We start from the raw sequence: 13,999 nt of genomic DNA, 5'->3' as shown, positions 1-13,999 counted from the left end.
GCTAACTCCGCTTCGTTGCTTGGTCCCAGGGGAAAAGACGCCGTCCGATCCGCGCGAGCACCATGTCGACGCCGAGGCCGATGATGCCGATCATGATGATGGCGGCGTAGACGTTGGCGAAATGCTGGTATCGCGCCTGCTGCGTGATGAACCAGGTTATTCCGGAAGAGGTGCCGATCAATTCCGCGACGATGAGATATGTCCACGCCCACCCAAGCAGGATTCGTTGGTCGCGATAGAGGTCCGGCATGATGCCGGGAACGACGACGCGCGTCAGGATTGCTCGGCCTTTAGCGCCGAGTGTCAGCGCAGCTTCGATCAATCCGAAGTCGAGTTTTCTAGTCGTATTCGCGATAATCAGAATCTGCTGGAATAAAGTTCCGATAACGATGATTGCGATCTTCGGGCCGTCATAGATACCCAGGATCGCAACAGCCAGAGCTCCGAATGCGGGTGCCGGAAGATAGCGAACGAACTCAGTGAACGGCTCGATCAGCCGTGAGATGCCGGAATAGGCACCGCACAATACGCCGAGCGGGACGCCGATGAGGGATGAGATTAGAAATCCCCAGAAAATGATCGTGATGCTGTGCCAAAGGCTTTCGTGCAGCCATTGACCGTCTCGCGTCTGAGGAGGTGTTGAGAACGCCGTGAACATCGCGATCGCGACTTCATGCGGCGCCGGAAGATAAACCGGATTTGCCGGATTGCCCTCAGGTTTCGCTAGACCGGCTTTCTCCATAGCCGCAGCCTGCTGATCGAATGCGTCTTGCTGAACCCGCATGCCGGGCCTGAAATAACTCACACCGCCGGGTTGCGTGACGACGACCAGTGGATGCCAAACGAACGGCACATAACTGACGACACACCAGAGGAGCACTGGCAATACGAACGACAGGATGCCGAGCGTGACGCGCGACGTGGGAGAAAGGGGGCGTCCGACCACAAACCAGCGCCGCGTCGACGTACGCTGTTGTGTCGCCGCCCCCGCCGTAACGGCAGGAGCGGCGACGACACCGACGTTAGGGCTGTGCATTGGTGAGCGATGGATCGATGAAGCTGTCGACGTCGAGCTTGTCCTTGTAGACAGCGTATTTCGTGTTGAAGTCGTTAGCGATTTCGGACGAGCCGTAAAGCGATCCGAAGCCTTTGGCTTTCACAAAGACCTTTTTTGCGGCCGCCACATCGAGCAGTTTTGTTCCGGCGATCAGAGGTTTGTATTCCTCTGGCTTCAGGCCAACTCGTGCGGCCATGATTTTCGCTGCATCATCGACCGTCGCGGGATCGTTGATGTATTTAACAACCCGATCCCAGACCTTAATGACTTTTTCCCAATCCGCTTTTCGGGTCGCCAGACTCGTCGGGTTTACAGTGATGACGTCGTAGATCAGGCCGGGTTCGTCGGCCGACGTATAGATTGGCGTCGATCCCGGTACTTGCTTCATCGCCTGGCCTGAGTTCGGCTGCCATGCGCCAATCGCGGAAACCTCGCCGGAAGCAAGGGTTTGAGGTGTCTCATTTGTCTTGGTGTTGACGAGCGTGACATCCGATTCCGTCATGCCGTTTTTCTCAAGGCCGTTCAGCAGCAGTAAGTGCTCGACGAAGCCAACTTCGATCCCGACTTTTTTCCCCTTGAGGTCCTTCAGCGACTTAATTCCTGGAACTCCAACAATCATGTCATTGCCGTTGGAGTAATCAGTCAGCATGATCATCGTGTTCTTGGTGCCCGATCCACCCATGACGAGTGCATCGCCATTCGTCACCGTCACGCCGTCGAGCTTCCCAGCAGAAAATGCGTCCATCGATGGCACGTAGTCGAACCATTCGAAATCGACGTCGACACCGGCTTCTTTGAACCATCCTTTGTCAATTGCGACCTGCCACGCCACCCAGCCAGGCCAATCGCTGTAGCCAATTTTCAAAGGTTCTGCCCAGGCGTTTGCCGCAGATACTGCGAACATTGAAACTGCCAAGACTGCGAGTTCACGGATGCGTAATCGACGCGCCATTCTCAACCTCCTGCGCAAAGGCGATATTACGAAAATGTTGTTTCGTAATACCGGTCATTAGCAAGCGGCGTGCCATTGAGACGGCGCGCATAGCATCGGTGTTTTGAGGGTATAAGAGAGGCGATCTACGCTTGGATTTGCCCAATCGACGGTCGACACGCCAAAAGACTGCGCAGCATCCATCCTAACATCACGCTGGAAAGTGACGGACCCGATACCGAACGTGGCAGACGTTCCGGCTCCAATCTTCCTATAATGGATTAATTGAAAAGAAGGGCTGCGGAGACTAAGGCCCCGCGATAGCCATAACTCGACGAAACCGAAGAAGCGCCAAAAATAAGAAAATTCCACCGATCGCGCCAACAGCAACAAATCTCGGCCAAACCACGTCGAAACCGGCGCCTCGATAAAGGATCGCCTGTGCGAACGCCACAAAATGAGTCGACGGTGATACCTGCATGATGGTGCGCAGGAACGGAGGCATGCTTTCGAGCGGGGTGTTGGCGCCGGATAGCAAGTTCAGCGGCACAGCAACGAGAATGTAAAGCAGGCCGAGTTGAGGCATCGTACGTGCGATCGTTGCAAGAAAGATCCCGACCGCCGTCGAGAAAAACAAATAGATCATCACGCCGCACATAAACAGCGGTATGGAACCTGCGATGGGAATGTGCAGCAGTCTCTGCACGACAAAAAACAACGAGAGCCCGACTGCAATCGTGATAACCACGGCGTTCGCCCACACTTTGGACATGGCAATTTCAAATGGCGTCAGCGGCATGACGAGAAGATGATCGAGCGTTCCGTGCTCACGCTCACGCACGACGGCCGCCCCCGCGAGGATGATCGCGAGCATATTCACGGAACTGATAATACCCATTACGGCAGTGAACCAAGCTGTCGTAACATTAGGATTGAAGGCTATTCGTACCGAGAGCGTGACGGCGAGTGGGGGAACATCCTCAATTCGAGAAACAAATTTATTGATCTCGGTCGAGATGATCTGCTCCGCATAGCTTGAGCCGATGCCCGCCTGGACCATCGCGGTTGCGTCCACATTAACCTGCAAGGCCGGCTTACGCCCTCCAAGGACATCGCTTTCGAATCGGGGCGGAATGTCGATGACGAACGTGTAGCGCCCTGTGTTCATAAGCCGGTCGACGTCGCGCTCTTCAACATATTGCGGCGTTTTGAAATAGGGCGGCAGAAAAGCGCCCGCGATACGCCAAGAGAGATCCGAATGATCCTCGTCCACAATGGCGATCGAAGCGTTGTGCAGTTCCTGTGAGTTGCTCTGGGCCTGCGCCATTACAGCGATAGAGAACGAATATATGACGAGCGCGAGTAGGACCCAATCGCGGAAGAAGCTGCGTAACTCTTTCACTCCAAGCCAATAAATATTAGAAAGCTTACGCATGGCCGATCACTTTTCTTGCTTACGCAGAAGGAACAGGCTGATTGAGGTTAAGGCGGGAACGAAAAGCGCAAGTGTTGCGATGTATCGCGCAAGATCGGGGAACCCTAGCCCCTTCGTAAAAGCCCCCACACTGATCGGGACGAAATAGGTCATCGGAAAAAGACGGCCCAGTATCGCTCCAAAACCGGTGATCGACGAAACGGGCGTCATCATGCCGGAAAACATCGTCGCTGGCAGGACAGTCAAAATAGAAGTCCCGAACAAGGCCGCAATTTGCGTTCCGGTGAAGGAGGAGATGACCATCCCATAGCCCGTCGTCGCGGTAACATAGATGAGCGATCCAACCAGCAGTGCCAAAAAGCTTCCCTTGAGCGGCACATCAAAAATAAAGATGGCCATCAGAAAGAGTATGAAGAAATTGAGCATTGCTACCGCGATGTACGGAAGCTGCTTTCCAATCAGGAACTCAAGCCGCGTTACCGGAGTCACGTAAAGATTGGTTATGGAACCCAGCTCCTTCTCGCGGACGATAGCGAGCGCCATCAAAATCGCTGGGATCAGCGCGAGTTGCATTGCGATCGTCGAGGGGACCATCGCATAAATGCTATCGAAGTCCTGATTGTAGCGAAAGCGGATCTCTATATCCGCGGGCGTGTCCGTATCCGCAAGGCCAACGTGACCTCGGATTGCGGGATCGGAAAGGAACTGCTGGTGCACGCCCTCAATATAGCCGTGAATAGTTTCGGCTCTGAACGGCATCGCGCCGTCAATCCAAACGCCAACCTCGGTTGGCCTCCCGCGTCGTATATCGCGCCCGAAGCCCGGCGGAATCTCGATCGTCGCCGTAACCGTGCCGCTTTTTAGCCGGCTCTGCAACTCATCCTCATTCCTGAAGGGCTCTTGCTCGATGAAATAGCGCGAGCCTCGCAGCTCACTGAGATAAGCGCGGCTTTCAAAACTATTGTCTCGATCGAGAGCGGCGAACGACAGTGAGTTGACATCGGTCGTGATGCCGAAACCAAAAATCAGCATTAGAAACGCCGTACCGAGAAGAGCGAAGCTCAACCGGATCGGGTCGCGAAGCAGCTCGAGCGACTCTCTTATGGTGTAAGCCAACATGCGCCGCACCGAAAAGATTCTGGATACGCCCGGTGAAGCGGTTGAACTATCCCCTTTTTGTCCGACATCGAGGATCGTCTCTGACCCGGAGGGCTGCGATCGTGACGAAGCCGATTCCTCGAGGTATGAAATAAAGGCATCTTCGAGTGTCGTCGCGTGACGCGCTTCGATCAGTTTGGCTGGAGTGTCTGTTGCCAAAACGCGTCCCGCGTCCATAAGAGAGATACGGTCGCATCGCGCTGCTTCGTTCATGAAGTGAGTCGAGACGAAGATCGTCACACCATTCTTTCTCGACAGCTCGATCAGCAATTCCCAGAACTGGTCTCTCGCGATCGGATCTACGCCCGATGTCGGTTCATCGAGAATGAGAAGCTCCGGCTCATGAACCACGGCCACCGCGAGCGACAGCCGCTGACGGATTCCAAGCGGAAGATCTTCCGCCAGTTTATTCAGGTGCTCTGACAGGCCAAAGCGCCGGACGAGGTAAGCAATCCGTCCCTCGATCGATCCAGCCGGAAGATGAAACAGTCGGGCATGTAGCTCGAGATTCTGACGGACGGTCAATTCGCCATAAAGCGAAAACGATTGCGACATGTAACCGACGCGCATGCGAGAACTTATTTCGTCCGCGTTGACGGGTTCGCCGAAAAGCATCGCGCTGCCTTCGGTCGAGGGCAGGAGACCCGTGAGCATTTTCATCGTCGTAGATTTGCCGCAACCATTCGACCCGACGAACCCGAAAATCTCCCCACGCTCTATATCGAAGCTTACGTGGTCAACCGCAGTGAAGTCGCCGAACCGGCGTGTGAGATTACGGGCGACGATCACCGCACCATCGGCAATGCTCTGACGCGGCGGGATCGTCGGAGTGCGATGGTCCAACTTCGCCTCCGGAGGAAGCAGGTCAATGAAGGCTTCCTCGATTGCGCCCGCGCCGGTTCTCTCTTTGATGTCGCTTGGGGATCCCACCGTAAGGATCTTCCCGGCATTCATCGCGATCAGCCAATCGAAGCGCTCGGCTTCCTCCATATAGGCTGTTGCAACTAAGACGCTCATGCCCCCGCGATGCTCGCGCATCCGCTGGATAAGCTCCCAGAATTGCCGCCGCGATAGCGGATCGACGCCTGTCGTCGGCTCATCGAGTATCAAAAGATCTGGATCGTGAATGAGCGAGCAGCAGAGCCCAAGCTTCTGGCGCATGCCGCCCGAAAGTTTTTGCGCCGGCCGATCGGCGAAAGGTCCGAGGCCCGTGCTGTCGAGAAGCTTGGGGATGCGTTCTTCGCGCTGGCGCCGCCCCTGACCGAAGAGCCGGGCAAAAAATTCGATGTTTTCGCGCACGCTGAGATCGGGATAGAGGTTCTTGCCGAGGCCCTGCGGCATGTACGCGATATGCGGACAAACTGCCTCGCGGTCCACGGCCTTGGACATATCCGCGTTCAACACCGTGACGTGCCCCGATTGAAGCATGCGCGCGCCCGAGACTAGCGCAAGCAACGTCGATTTACCGACGCCGTCCGGTCCGATAAGGCCGACCATTTGGCCGGCCGGAATCTCGATTGTTAGGTCGTCGAGCGCGAGGATGCCGCCATATCTGTGGGTCACGCGTTCGAGACGAGCAACTGCTGCCCCGTCCGCCATCGTCATGATCCAGCTTTCAGGCGTTCCGGCCACTCAGTCTTGGTGTCGGTTCGAACGTAAGCGACTCCCGGTAAACCGCTCCGGACGTAGTCCGCATGAGCTTCCGAGCGCTCAGGATCGATACGCACGCGCACCCGGAACATCAGCTTGTCTCGTTCAGTCTGCGTCTCGACCATTTTTGGTGTAAATTGCGCCTGATCAGCAATAAACGTCACGTTCGCGGGAATGGGATGGTCTGGATATGCATCGAGCACGATGCGGGCGTCCTCGCCGATTCTGACTTTCCCGGCCTCGAGTGTTGGAAGATATACGTCCATGTAAACGTAACCGAAGTCCAGCATAGTGAAGACTTTGCCTCCAGCCGCGAGGACCTCTCCCGTATTGGCGATGCGATAAGCAATCCGGCCGTCTCGCGGTGCAACGAGGGTATTATCCGCAATATTCACCCGATAGAGTTCGGCGTCATGATTGGCTGCGTCCAGCGCATGCTCTGCCTCGGTGACGCGTGCCTGGGCCGCGAGTTCTCCGGCTTTGGACGAGTTGAGCGTCTGCTGGCGCTGATCATAGGTCTGCTTCGTGACCCAGCCGGATTTTAACAACGACTCGGCGCGGTCCATCTCCTGCTGCGCGAGCACGACTTGAGTATGCTGCTGATTGAGGAGCGCCTTTGCCTCGCTGATGCTCTTCTTTGCCTGTTCTGCCTGAGCTTCTGCTTTTTTAAGCGACGCATCGAGGTCGCGCGTATCCATGACGGCAAGAACTTGCCCAGCTGTTACCCTGGCGCCCTCGTCGACGCGCAATTCAAGAACCCGCCCGGCAAATTTTGTCGCTATGTCAATCGGGTCGGCTTCAATTCGCCCATTACCCATTACGATCCCAGGAGGAAGCGGAGGCACCCTGTGCATCCACCAATAACCAGCGCCGCCTATGGCCATGATGACGGCGAGAACTGCCAGCATCTTCCGCCAGCGGCCGAATGGGCCCGTCGAGATGTTCCCTGCTGGAACGGGTAATTTTGCTGTTACGGGAACGAGCTGTCCATGAGACGGCGGCAGTTCTTTCAGAGCAATTGCTTTTTTCTCTGCATTTTGCTCGGATTGCATGATGGATTGCTCACTTGGCTCAATGCACGGTTAGAACGCGTTTGCTGGGCCATTGTTCTCGTCTGTCGGCACGAGCATTTCCAAATAAACATTGGCTACGAGGTGCGTGTGCCCGACATGCTCACTTGCCCCTTAGCCATTTCAAGTCGACGCTTAACCTTGCCCATGGATGAGAGCGTTGACTTGGAACAAATTTTCTCTGCCACCCCTCCGGCCAACGCTACGATAATTCTCTTTGCTTGATACTCGTCAACGTTTGAGCCGCCGCCTAGGGTCATTTGTTTATGCGTCTAATCTTGGAGGCGTCTTTTTGGGTATCGCAGCAATGATCAGTTTAAACCAAAGCCGATTCACGGTCCCTGGGATTGCTGGCGCGTTTGCTATGCTGTGTGTCGCCAGTACCGTTGCCGTCTCCGCGCCGATTGGGGAGGCTGAAGTTCCCACAGGGCGAGAACTTTTTCTTCACCACTGTGCTCAGTGCCATGGCGATGATGGCGCGGGAGACGGACCTATGGCCAGCGTTCTGACCTTAAAGCCGGCAGATCTAACCACGCTAAGCAAACGTGCTAACGGAAAATTTGATGCACAGCGTATCGTCGAGATTATCCGCTATGGAGGCGATATCTCGGGACATGGTACGAGCGCCATGCCAATTTGGGGCATGATCTTTAGCATTGAAGGCGAGGGTGGAAAGGTCGGCGCCGCCTATTCGCGCATCGCTGTCATCAACCTCAAAAACTATATCGAAGCCCTCCAGAAGAAATAGCTGTCTGAGCAAGACAAGCGAAGCTGCAGAAATGAGACTAAACGCTGGGCCTTTGCCGTTTGCGAATGTGCGACGGTGACTGTTACGATCTCTACCGTCGACCCGGGCGCTGTCGCCAACTCGCAGCACCGAGAGCGCTAGAGATGGTAAGGTTCCCCCACCAAATCATCTCAAATTCACTGCGCCAAAAAGTTCGAGGATCTCGCCCCTCCGCGATCCTCTTTTTATTTCCTCCCTCGCAGGCGATTGGTGCGCGGATCGCCCCTAATGTCGCTTACTCCATTGAAGTTCCGGCATTTACGACTGCCGCCACGGCCGAAGTGCAAATTTTGCTCTTGACGTAAGCTTGCGCCAGATCAGAATTGGCGGCGTTCATTTTTTCGGCACTTGGGCCTTTTCCTATGTCGCCAATTGCTGCTGACGACCCTGCCCCGGAGGCATCACTCGATCATCTTGCAGCGGTATTTCAGTCCGCAATCGATGCAATTATTGCTATCGATGGTCTGGGCCTCATCACGAGTGTCAACCCGGCGGCTGCAAGACTGTTCGGTTATACGAACGCAGAGCTAATCGGCGCGAATGTCAGCATGCTGATGCCGGCACCCGATTCGGAGCGGCACGACGACTATCTCCGGCAGTACCGTCATACGGGCCGTCGCAAGATTATCGGCATCGGACGCGAGGTTTTTGGGCGGCGACGGGATGGCTCGACCTTCCCCATGCATCTCTCGGTCAGTGAATATCAGATCGACGGCAAGGCGCATTTTGCGGGCATCGTGCGTGATCTCACCATGGAGAGGCGCGTACAAGAAGAAAGCGAACGCCAGCAAGTGCTTTTCGAGGCCATCATCAAGGATACACCCCGCGCGCTCGTTCTGACGGACAGTGGCCGGCGGATTTTTCTCGCAAATCCTGCCGTAAAATCTGTTTTTGGCTACGATGAAGCCGAGCTCGTGGGCCAGAGCTCCCGGCTCCTCTATGAGACCGACTATGACTTTGAGCGGGTCTGGAGAGCCTCTCTCGCGGGCTCGACGGGCCTCGATCCACTGGCGGTTAACTGCCGCCGCAAAGACGGAAAGGTTTTTCCGGCCGAGGTCGTTGCAACCTCTGTCACCGCCCGCAATGGACAGATCCTCGGGCATATGCGTTCCTTCCGCGATTTGACCAAGCAGGTTGCGCAGACGGAGGCACTCCACCGGTCACAACGGCTTGATGCGCTCGGCCAACTGACGGGCGGTGTCGCGCATGATTTCAACAACATCCTGACGATTGTCCTCGGAAACCTTGAGCAAGTTTTCGAAACCTCCGATGTTGCAGAGAAACACGATTACTGCCGGCGAGCGCTAGAAGCTGGGGAAATGGGGGCGCGTCTGACGCGCCGCCTGCTGAGCTTTTCCCGTCAGAGAAAACTGGAGCCGGCCGTTCTCCAGCTCAACACCTACATCACCTCGATGGTTGAAATGCTCGAAAGGGCCCTGGGAGAAACCGTCTCGCTATCGACGAACTTCGCACAAGATCTCTGGATGGTGTGCGTCGATCCCAGCGAAATTGAGAATGCGATCCTCAATCTCTCGGTCAACGCCCGAGACGCCATGAGGCATGGTGGCCGTGTGAGCATCGAGACAGCTAATCTCCAGCTGACATCCGATGACGTTCTCGAAGAATACGGCATCCCGGCGGGGGATTACATACGTATAACAGTGGCCGACAATGGCGAGGGAATGTCACCGGAAATCGTGAAGCGCGCCTTCGAGCCGTTCTTCACGACCAAGGGTACCGGTAAAGGTACAGGTCTCGGGCTTTCAAGCATTCACGGCTTTGTCAAACAGTCAGGCGGTAATGTCACCATCTATAGCGAACTTGGAAAGGGGACCGTGGTCAATCTCTATCTGCCACGCGTGGCGATGGAAGCGCGGCGAGATCTGCAAGCAACAGAAAAACACGCTATCCCTCCTGCCAACTTAAAGGTTCTTGTTGTCGAAGATAACCCTGAACTACGACAGCTGGTGGCCGAGCGAATTCGAAGATTGGGATATACCGTTGAGGAAGCCGATTCCGGCGCCTGCGCGCTGCAAAAACTTTCCGAGAAAAGCTTCGATATTCTCTTCAGCGATGTGGTGATGCCGGGGGGCATGAGCGGCTATGAACTTGGCTCCCGGGCCCGCGTCGCGAGTTCCGTTACGAAGATCTTACTGACCTCAGGGTACGACTCGGAGTTCGCATCCGAGCTTAATAGCACCAATGATACGTTTCATGTGCTCCGCAAACCGTATAGGCAGGCAGACCTCGCGCAGGCGCTTCGAGACTGCCTGTGACCAGCGTGTTTTTTAAGCATATTTGCTCTGCCGGAGACGATGGCAGCTAAAGCTCGAATGAGTAAGTCTCGAGCATGCCTTCGAGTTTAATGCCCTCGATGGGTCTCACCGCGCTCGTCCGGTCGATCCAAATATATTCGTCAAACTGTGGGATAGCGTGCTTCAATGTAATGGCTCGCAAGTCGCTAGACGATAAGAAAAGAATCCTCCGCACCGCCATTTTGGATATCAAGCCTTCCAGCGTGACTCGCGGATCGCCGAGCAGAAGTTCCCTCGATGGAAGTGAGGCACCTTGTCGGCAATGACATCAGCCTTGACGTTGCCAAATGTCGTGTCAGGCTTGTGTTTGATGCCGTCGTAGAAGGCTTGAATGATATCTTCCTTAAAATGAGGCGTGCGCGGATAGGCGTTCACCACAGCCTCTCGGGTGCCATTGGAATATTGCCCATAGGTCAAGCCTAGAACATCCATTTCGACACCTGCGGTCGTCAGTGCAACGATTGGATGCATGAACTCAGGCACGCCCGGTGTCGTATGCAGCGCAATGGCCGTCCAGACTTTTTCTATGTCGGACGGATCGACATTATAGCTCCTGAGAAACTCGCGAGCCGCATTAGCTCCGTCCACTTCGAAACGAAGATTCGAGCTGCTGTGTTTGGGCATGAGGCCGACGTCATGAAACATTGCGGCAGCGTAGAGAAGCTCAGAATTGAAGGTAAGCTCTCGCTGCCCGCCGGCAATGGCAGCAAAGAAGTAGACGCGGCTGGAATGATTGAAGAGTAGGTCGCTTTCAGTGTCGCGGACGAACTCAGTTATAGCTCTGCCGAGCTTGCTGTCGGGCACCTTGACGCCTTCAATGCTCGTGGTTTCCAGCTTATCCGACATGGTTTGAAGCCCTTCCTCATCTCTATATTTCTGAGGATGTTATTGCCCCGTTCGGCGGCATGGCAGCAATCGTAACGTTCATTGAAAAACTGCCAAATTCCGACGATATTCTGCCGACGCCCTGAGAGGAAGCTGACAAGGGAAGTTGGGCTGAATGGCAAAGAAACAGGTTGCACTCGTTATCCATGAAGGTGTGCAAGCATTGGACGTAGCCGGGCCGCTCGACGTCTTTGCCGAGGCAAATGCATTTCTTAGCAAAGGCGAAGGTTATGATTGCATAGTCGTTGCAGGCCAGCGGGGTTCGCTGCGCGCCTCCAATGGCATGCTGATTGGCGTGCATAAGACGTTTGCGCAAGCCGCACGGAAATTTCACACGGTTCTTGTTGCTGGCGGCCCGACGCTTCCAAATGCCGAAGACGATACCGCTGTGTCAAAGTGGCTTCGCACTTGGTGCAAGAGAGCGGTGCGGTATGGGTCAATCTGCACCGGCGCTTTCGCGCTCGGCCGAGCGGGTCTCTTAGACGGGCGGACGGTTACAACCCATTGGCAAAATGCTGCCAAGCTCGAAGCAGACTTCCCCAAAGCGCGGATCGAGCATGATCGTATTTTTTTGCGCGATGGCGCGTTGGTAACGTCCGCCGGCGTCACCGCCGGAATTGATCTTGCACTCGAACTTGTGAGCGAAGACTACGGGGCTTCAGTCGCTCTTTCCTGCGCAAAGCGTCTGGTGGTTGTGACGCAGCGCCAAGGCGGTCAGTCGCAGTTCAGCCCCTTGCTGCAGCCGCGCAGCGATCCGCGATCAGCCCTTGGTAAGGTCCAAGCATACGTGCTCAGTCACATTGGAGAGCCACTATCGGTTGCGCGCCTGGCGCAAATAGCTGGTACAAGTCCTCGCTCGATAGCCCGGCTATTCGTCAAAGACCTCAAGATAACTCCTCACGATTACGTCGAAGCCGTGCGCCTCGACCATGCGCGCAATCTCCTCGAAGCAACCGACCTTGCACTGAAATCGGTGGCTTTTGCTTGCGGGTTTGGAGGCCCCGAGCAGATGCGTGCTGCTTTTCAGCGTCGGCTAGGCGTAAGCCCTCAACGCTATCGAGAGAGCTTCCGCTATGTGCACCGAAGAAGACTGGTTGACGCAAGATCTTGAATTCGCAACGCTCGAGTAAGGGGGCGGCATCACTTTTTGAGTCACCAACTCTTCCTCTCGCTCTGCTAATCCGCCAAGATGATGCGCGCCAGATCGCCGGGATTTTCGACCGCTGAGAAGTGGCCAGTGTCTTTAAGAGTGATCAAGTTTGCCTGTGGGATTAGCGAACGCGTCCGATCCCTTTCGACAGTATGAGACCAGTCAGTGTCACCGTAAATCAAGGTAACCGGTGCGCTGATGCCGCGATAAAGGTCTCGCGCTTTGCTCCAGGATCGCCAGCCGGCCAGCACTTTGCGCGCAGCGCGCTTATATCCTGGTAGGTGGGCAACTTGATCGAATTCGACCAACAAATCGGCAGGAAATTTTTTTGGATCGTGATAGCCGCCGTCCATGATCTTCTTGAGCACGACCTTGTTCTCCAACGACGCGTTGAACGCCCCCAGTACAGGGATTTGCAAACTGCCGATGATGAAGTTCGAGAACCAGTTTCCGCGCCGGATGCCATCGCCGTAACGGGTTTCGTAATCGTAAGGGTTGATCGAATATACGCGCTTGATCCGCTGCGGTATCGAGGCTGCAACAGTCAGCGCAAGTGCACCTCCGATGGACTCGCCAACAAGCGTAACGTCTGTGAGGTTGAGCAATTCAATGAAGCCGATAACGGCTTCTCTCATATAGGGTTCATCCAATCTTGCGTTGGGGTCGATGGGCGAGCGGCCGTGCCCGGGCAGATCAATAGCGTAAACGGTGTAAGACTTGGCGAGAGTTGGCGCTAACTCACGAAAGTATTCAAGTTGCGTTCGGATCGTATGCACGAGAACCAAGGGTGGGCCTTCACCAATCTTTTGGAATCGCATGCTGAGCTTGTCCGAGACCTTAAGAAGGCTTGGTGCGGATACGCTGGCGGTCGCCATAATGGTATCTCCTATATTGATCTGTAAGATTTCGTTCAGGTTAAATGACGCTTGCGAAGACTTACGCTCTGAGATCTCAATCCTTCTGGTCGATGATCTGAAGCGCGCGGCGTTTTGCGTCTGCGAGGACTTTTTCCGATAGCTGCACATCGTTGCTCGCCCGCGCCATGACGAGGGCTCCGAGCATCAGCCCTCCGAGCTCGATGGCGCGTTCAGTGCGCATTTCCTTTGGGCAGGACAATCCGTCTGAGACAAGCTCAATGAGCTGACAGATCCCGGACGTGAAGGCGCCGCGAACGACGTCGCTTTGTCTTGATGCTTCTGCGCCGCACGCCGAGATCATGCAGCCCACAGTGGGATCGTCGCGGTGCGTATCGGATAAATAGTCGAGCACGTACGCCGTGAGCGCCGCACGCGGCCCAGCCTCCTCCGCCTTTCTTTCAAAGCGTTCGACGACTTCCTCGAACGCCTTCGTTGCCGATGAGGCTACAAGCTCGTCCTTCGATTTGAAGTGGCGGTAAAACCCGCCATGCGTAAGCCCGGCCGCATGCATGAGGTCGACGACACTGGTGCGCTCGATGCCCCGTTCCCGCAGCATCCTCGACGCTACGGCTGTGATCTCTTCATGGTGTCGAGCTTTGATCTCGCGCGAGAGTCGCACGGCATTTCTCCTTTGTTCTTGCTCT

At 55.5% G+C, this 13,999-nt stretch carries 11 protein-coding genes; 3 read left to right on the top strand and 8 right to left on the bottom strand.

Translation table 11 applies throughout. The features are described 5' to 3' along the window. Position 1: 1 nt before the first annotated feature. The 5 genes from ACLB1Z_RS15965 to ACLB1Z_RS15945 form a co-directional block, all read right to left on the bottom strand. Positions 2-1,036, bottom strand: a complete 1,035-nt coding sequence (locus ACLB1Z_RS15965) for an ABC transporter permease (protein WP_409560715.1) — start codon at positions 1,034-1,036, stop codon at positions 2-4. Continuing rightward, a complete protein-coding gene (locus ACLB1Z_RS15960; RefSeq protein ID WP_013948669.1) occupies positions 1,023-2,009 on the bottom strand; it encodes an ABC transporter substrate-binding protein in 987 nt (328 codons plus the stop codon). Before ACLB1Z_RS15960 ends, ACLB1Z_RS15965 begins: the two co-directional genes overlap by 14 nt. Before the next feature lie 286 nt (positions 2,010-2,295). Further along, positions 2,296-3,423, bottom strand: a complete 1,128-nt coding sequence (locus tag ACLB1Z_RS15955) for an ABC transporter permease (RefSeq protein WP_409560714.1) — start codon at positions 3,421-3,423, stop codon at positions 2,296-2,298. A 6-nt stretch (positions 3,424-3,429) separates the two neighbouring features. Further along, positions 3,430-6,186, bottom strand: a complete 2,757-nt coding sequence (gene rbbA, locus ACLB1Z_RS15950; RefSeq protein WP_409563292.1) for a ribosome-associated ATPase/putative transporter RbbA — start codon at positions 6,184-6,186, stop codon at positions 3,430-3,432. Further along, a complete protein-coding gene (locus tag ACLB1Z_RS15945) occupies positions 6,183-7,283 on the bottom strand; it encodes an HlyD family secretion protein (protein WP_409560713.1) in 1,101 nt (366 codons plus the stop codon). The genes rbbA and ACLB1Z_RS15945 overlap by 4 nt, the downstream gene beginning before the upstream one ends. A 325-nt stretch (positions 7,284-7,608) precedes the next feature. Here ACLB1Z_RS15945 and ACLB1Z_RS15940 point away from each other — a divergent pair, with 325 nt between their 5' ends. Continuing rightward, complete coding sequence (locus ACLB1Z_RS15940; RefSeq protein WP_409563291.1) at positions 7,609-8,049, top strand: c-type cytochrome; 441 nt, start codon at positions 7,609-7,611, stop codon at positions 8,047-8,049. 362 nt (positions 8,050-8,411) lie between these two features. Then, on the top strand, positions 8,412-10,364 hold the full coding sequence (locus tag ACLB1Z_RS15935; RefSeq protein WP_409560712.1) for a PAS domain S-box protein: 1,953 nt from the start codon (positions 8,412-8,414) through the stop codon (positions 10,362-10,364). 228 nt (positions 10,365-10,592) lie between these two features. Here ACLB1Z_RS15935 and ACLB1Z_RS15930 read toward each other — a convergent pair whose 3' ends face one another. Continuing rightward, complete coding sequence (locus tag ACLB1Z_RS15930; RefSeq protein ID WP_409560711.1) at positions 10,593-11,249, bottom strand: HD domain-containing protein; 657 nt, start codon at positions 11,247-11,249, stop codon at positions 10,593-10,595. Between the two features lie 154 nt (positions 11,250-11,403). Between ACLB1Z_RS15930 and ACLB1Z_RS15925 the strand changes: the two genes are divergently transcribed. Beyond that, positions 11,404-12,399 carry a GlxA family transcriptional regulator gene (locus ACLB1Z_RS15925; RefSeq protein ID WP_409560710.1) on the top strand — a complete coding sequence of 332 codons (996 nt, stop codon included), beginning with the start codon at positions 11,404-11,406 and terminating at the stop codon, positions 12,397-12,399. A gap of 65 nt (positions 12,400-12,464) precedes the next feature. On the opposite strand, the gene ACLB1Z_RS15920 is transcribed toward ACLB1Z_RS15925, so the two are convergent. Both ACLB1Z_RS15920 and ACLB1Z_RS15915 read right to left on the bottom strand, forming a co-directional pair. Then, the gene (locus ACLB1Z_RS15920; RefSeq protein ID WP_409560709.1) at positions 12,465-13,313 is read right to left on the bottom strand and encodes an alpha/beta fold hydrolase; all 849 of its coding nucleotides are present in this window, start codon (positions 13,311-13,313) and stop codon (positions 12,465-12,467) included. A 76-nt stretch (positions 13,314-13,389) separates the two neighbouring features. Then, a complete protein-coding gene (locus ACLB1Z_RS15915; protein ID WP_409560708.1) occupies positions 13,390-13,974 on the bottom strand; it encodes a TetR/AcrR family transcriptional regulator in 585 nt (194 codons plus the stop codon). Positions 13,975-13,999: the final 25 nt, after the last annotated feature.

The organism is Hyphomicrobium sp. MC8b (assembly GCF_905067615.1).
Lineage (GTDB): Bacteria > Pseudomonadota > Alphaproteobacteria > Rhizobiales > Hyphomicrobiaceae > Hyphomicrobium_B.
The sequence above is the reverse complement of the archived record's forward strand: the minus strand, read 5'-3'. Positions and strand labels throughout refer to the sequence as shown.

Coding starts and splice junctions, on each gene's coding strand:
- rbbA (WP_409563292.1), bottom strand. CDS start 6,186: ATGACGATGGCGGACGGGGCAGCAGTTGCTCGTCTCGAACGCGTGACC.
- ACLB1Z_RS15940 (WP_409563291.1), top strand. CDS start 7,609: ATGATCAGTTTAAACCAAAGCCGATTCACGGTCCCTGGGATTGCTGGC.
- ACLB1Z_RS15930 (WP_409560711.1), bottom strand. CDS start 11,249: ATGTCGGATAAGCTGGAAACCACGAGCATTGAAGGCGTCAAGGTGCCC.
- ACLB1Z_RS15960 (WP_013948669.1), bottom strand. CDS start 2,009: ATGGCGCGTCGATTACGCATCCGTGAACTCGCAGTCTTGGCAGTTTCA.
- ACLB1Z_RS15965 (WP_409560715.1), bottom strand. CDS start 1,036: ATGCACAGCCCTAACGTCGGTGTCGTCGCCGCTCCTGCCGTTACGGCG.
- ACLB1Z_RS15920 (WP_409560709.1), bottom strand. CDS start 13,313: ATGGCGACCGCCAGCGTATCCGCACCAAGCCTTCTTAAGGTCTCGGAC.
- ACLB1Z_RS15955 (WP_409560714.1), bottom strand. CDS start 3,423: ATGCGTAAGCTTTCTAATATTTATTGGCTTGGAGTGAAAGAGTTACGC.
- ACLB1Z_RS15925 (WP_409560710.1), top strand. CDS start 11,404: ATGGCAAAGAAACAGGTTGCACTCGTTATCCATGAAGGTGTGCAAGCA.
- ACLB1Z_RS15945 (WP_409560713.1), bottom strand. CDS start 7,283: ATGCAATCCGAGCAAAATGCAGAGAAAAAAGCAATTGCTCTGAAAGAA.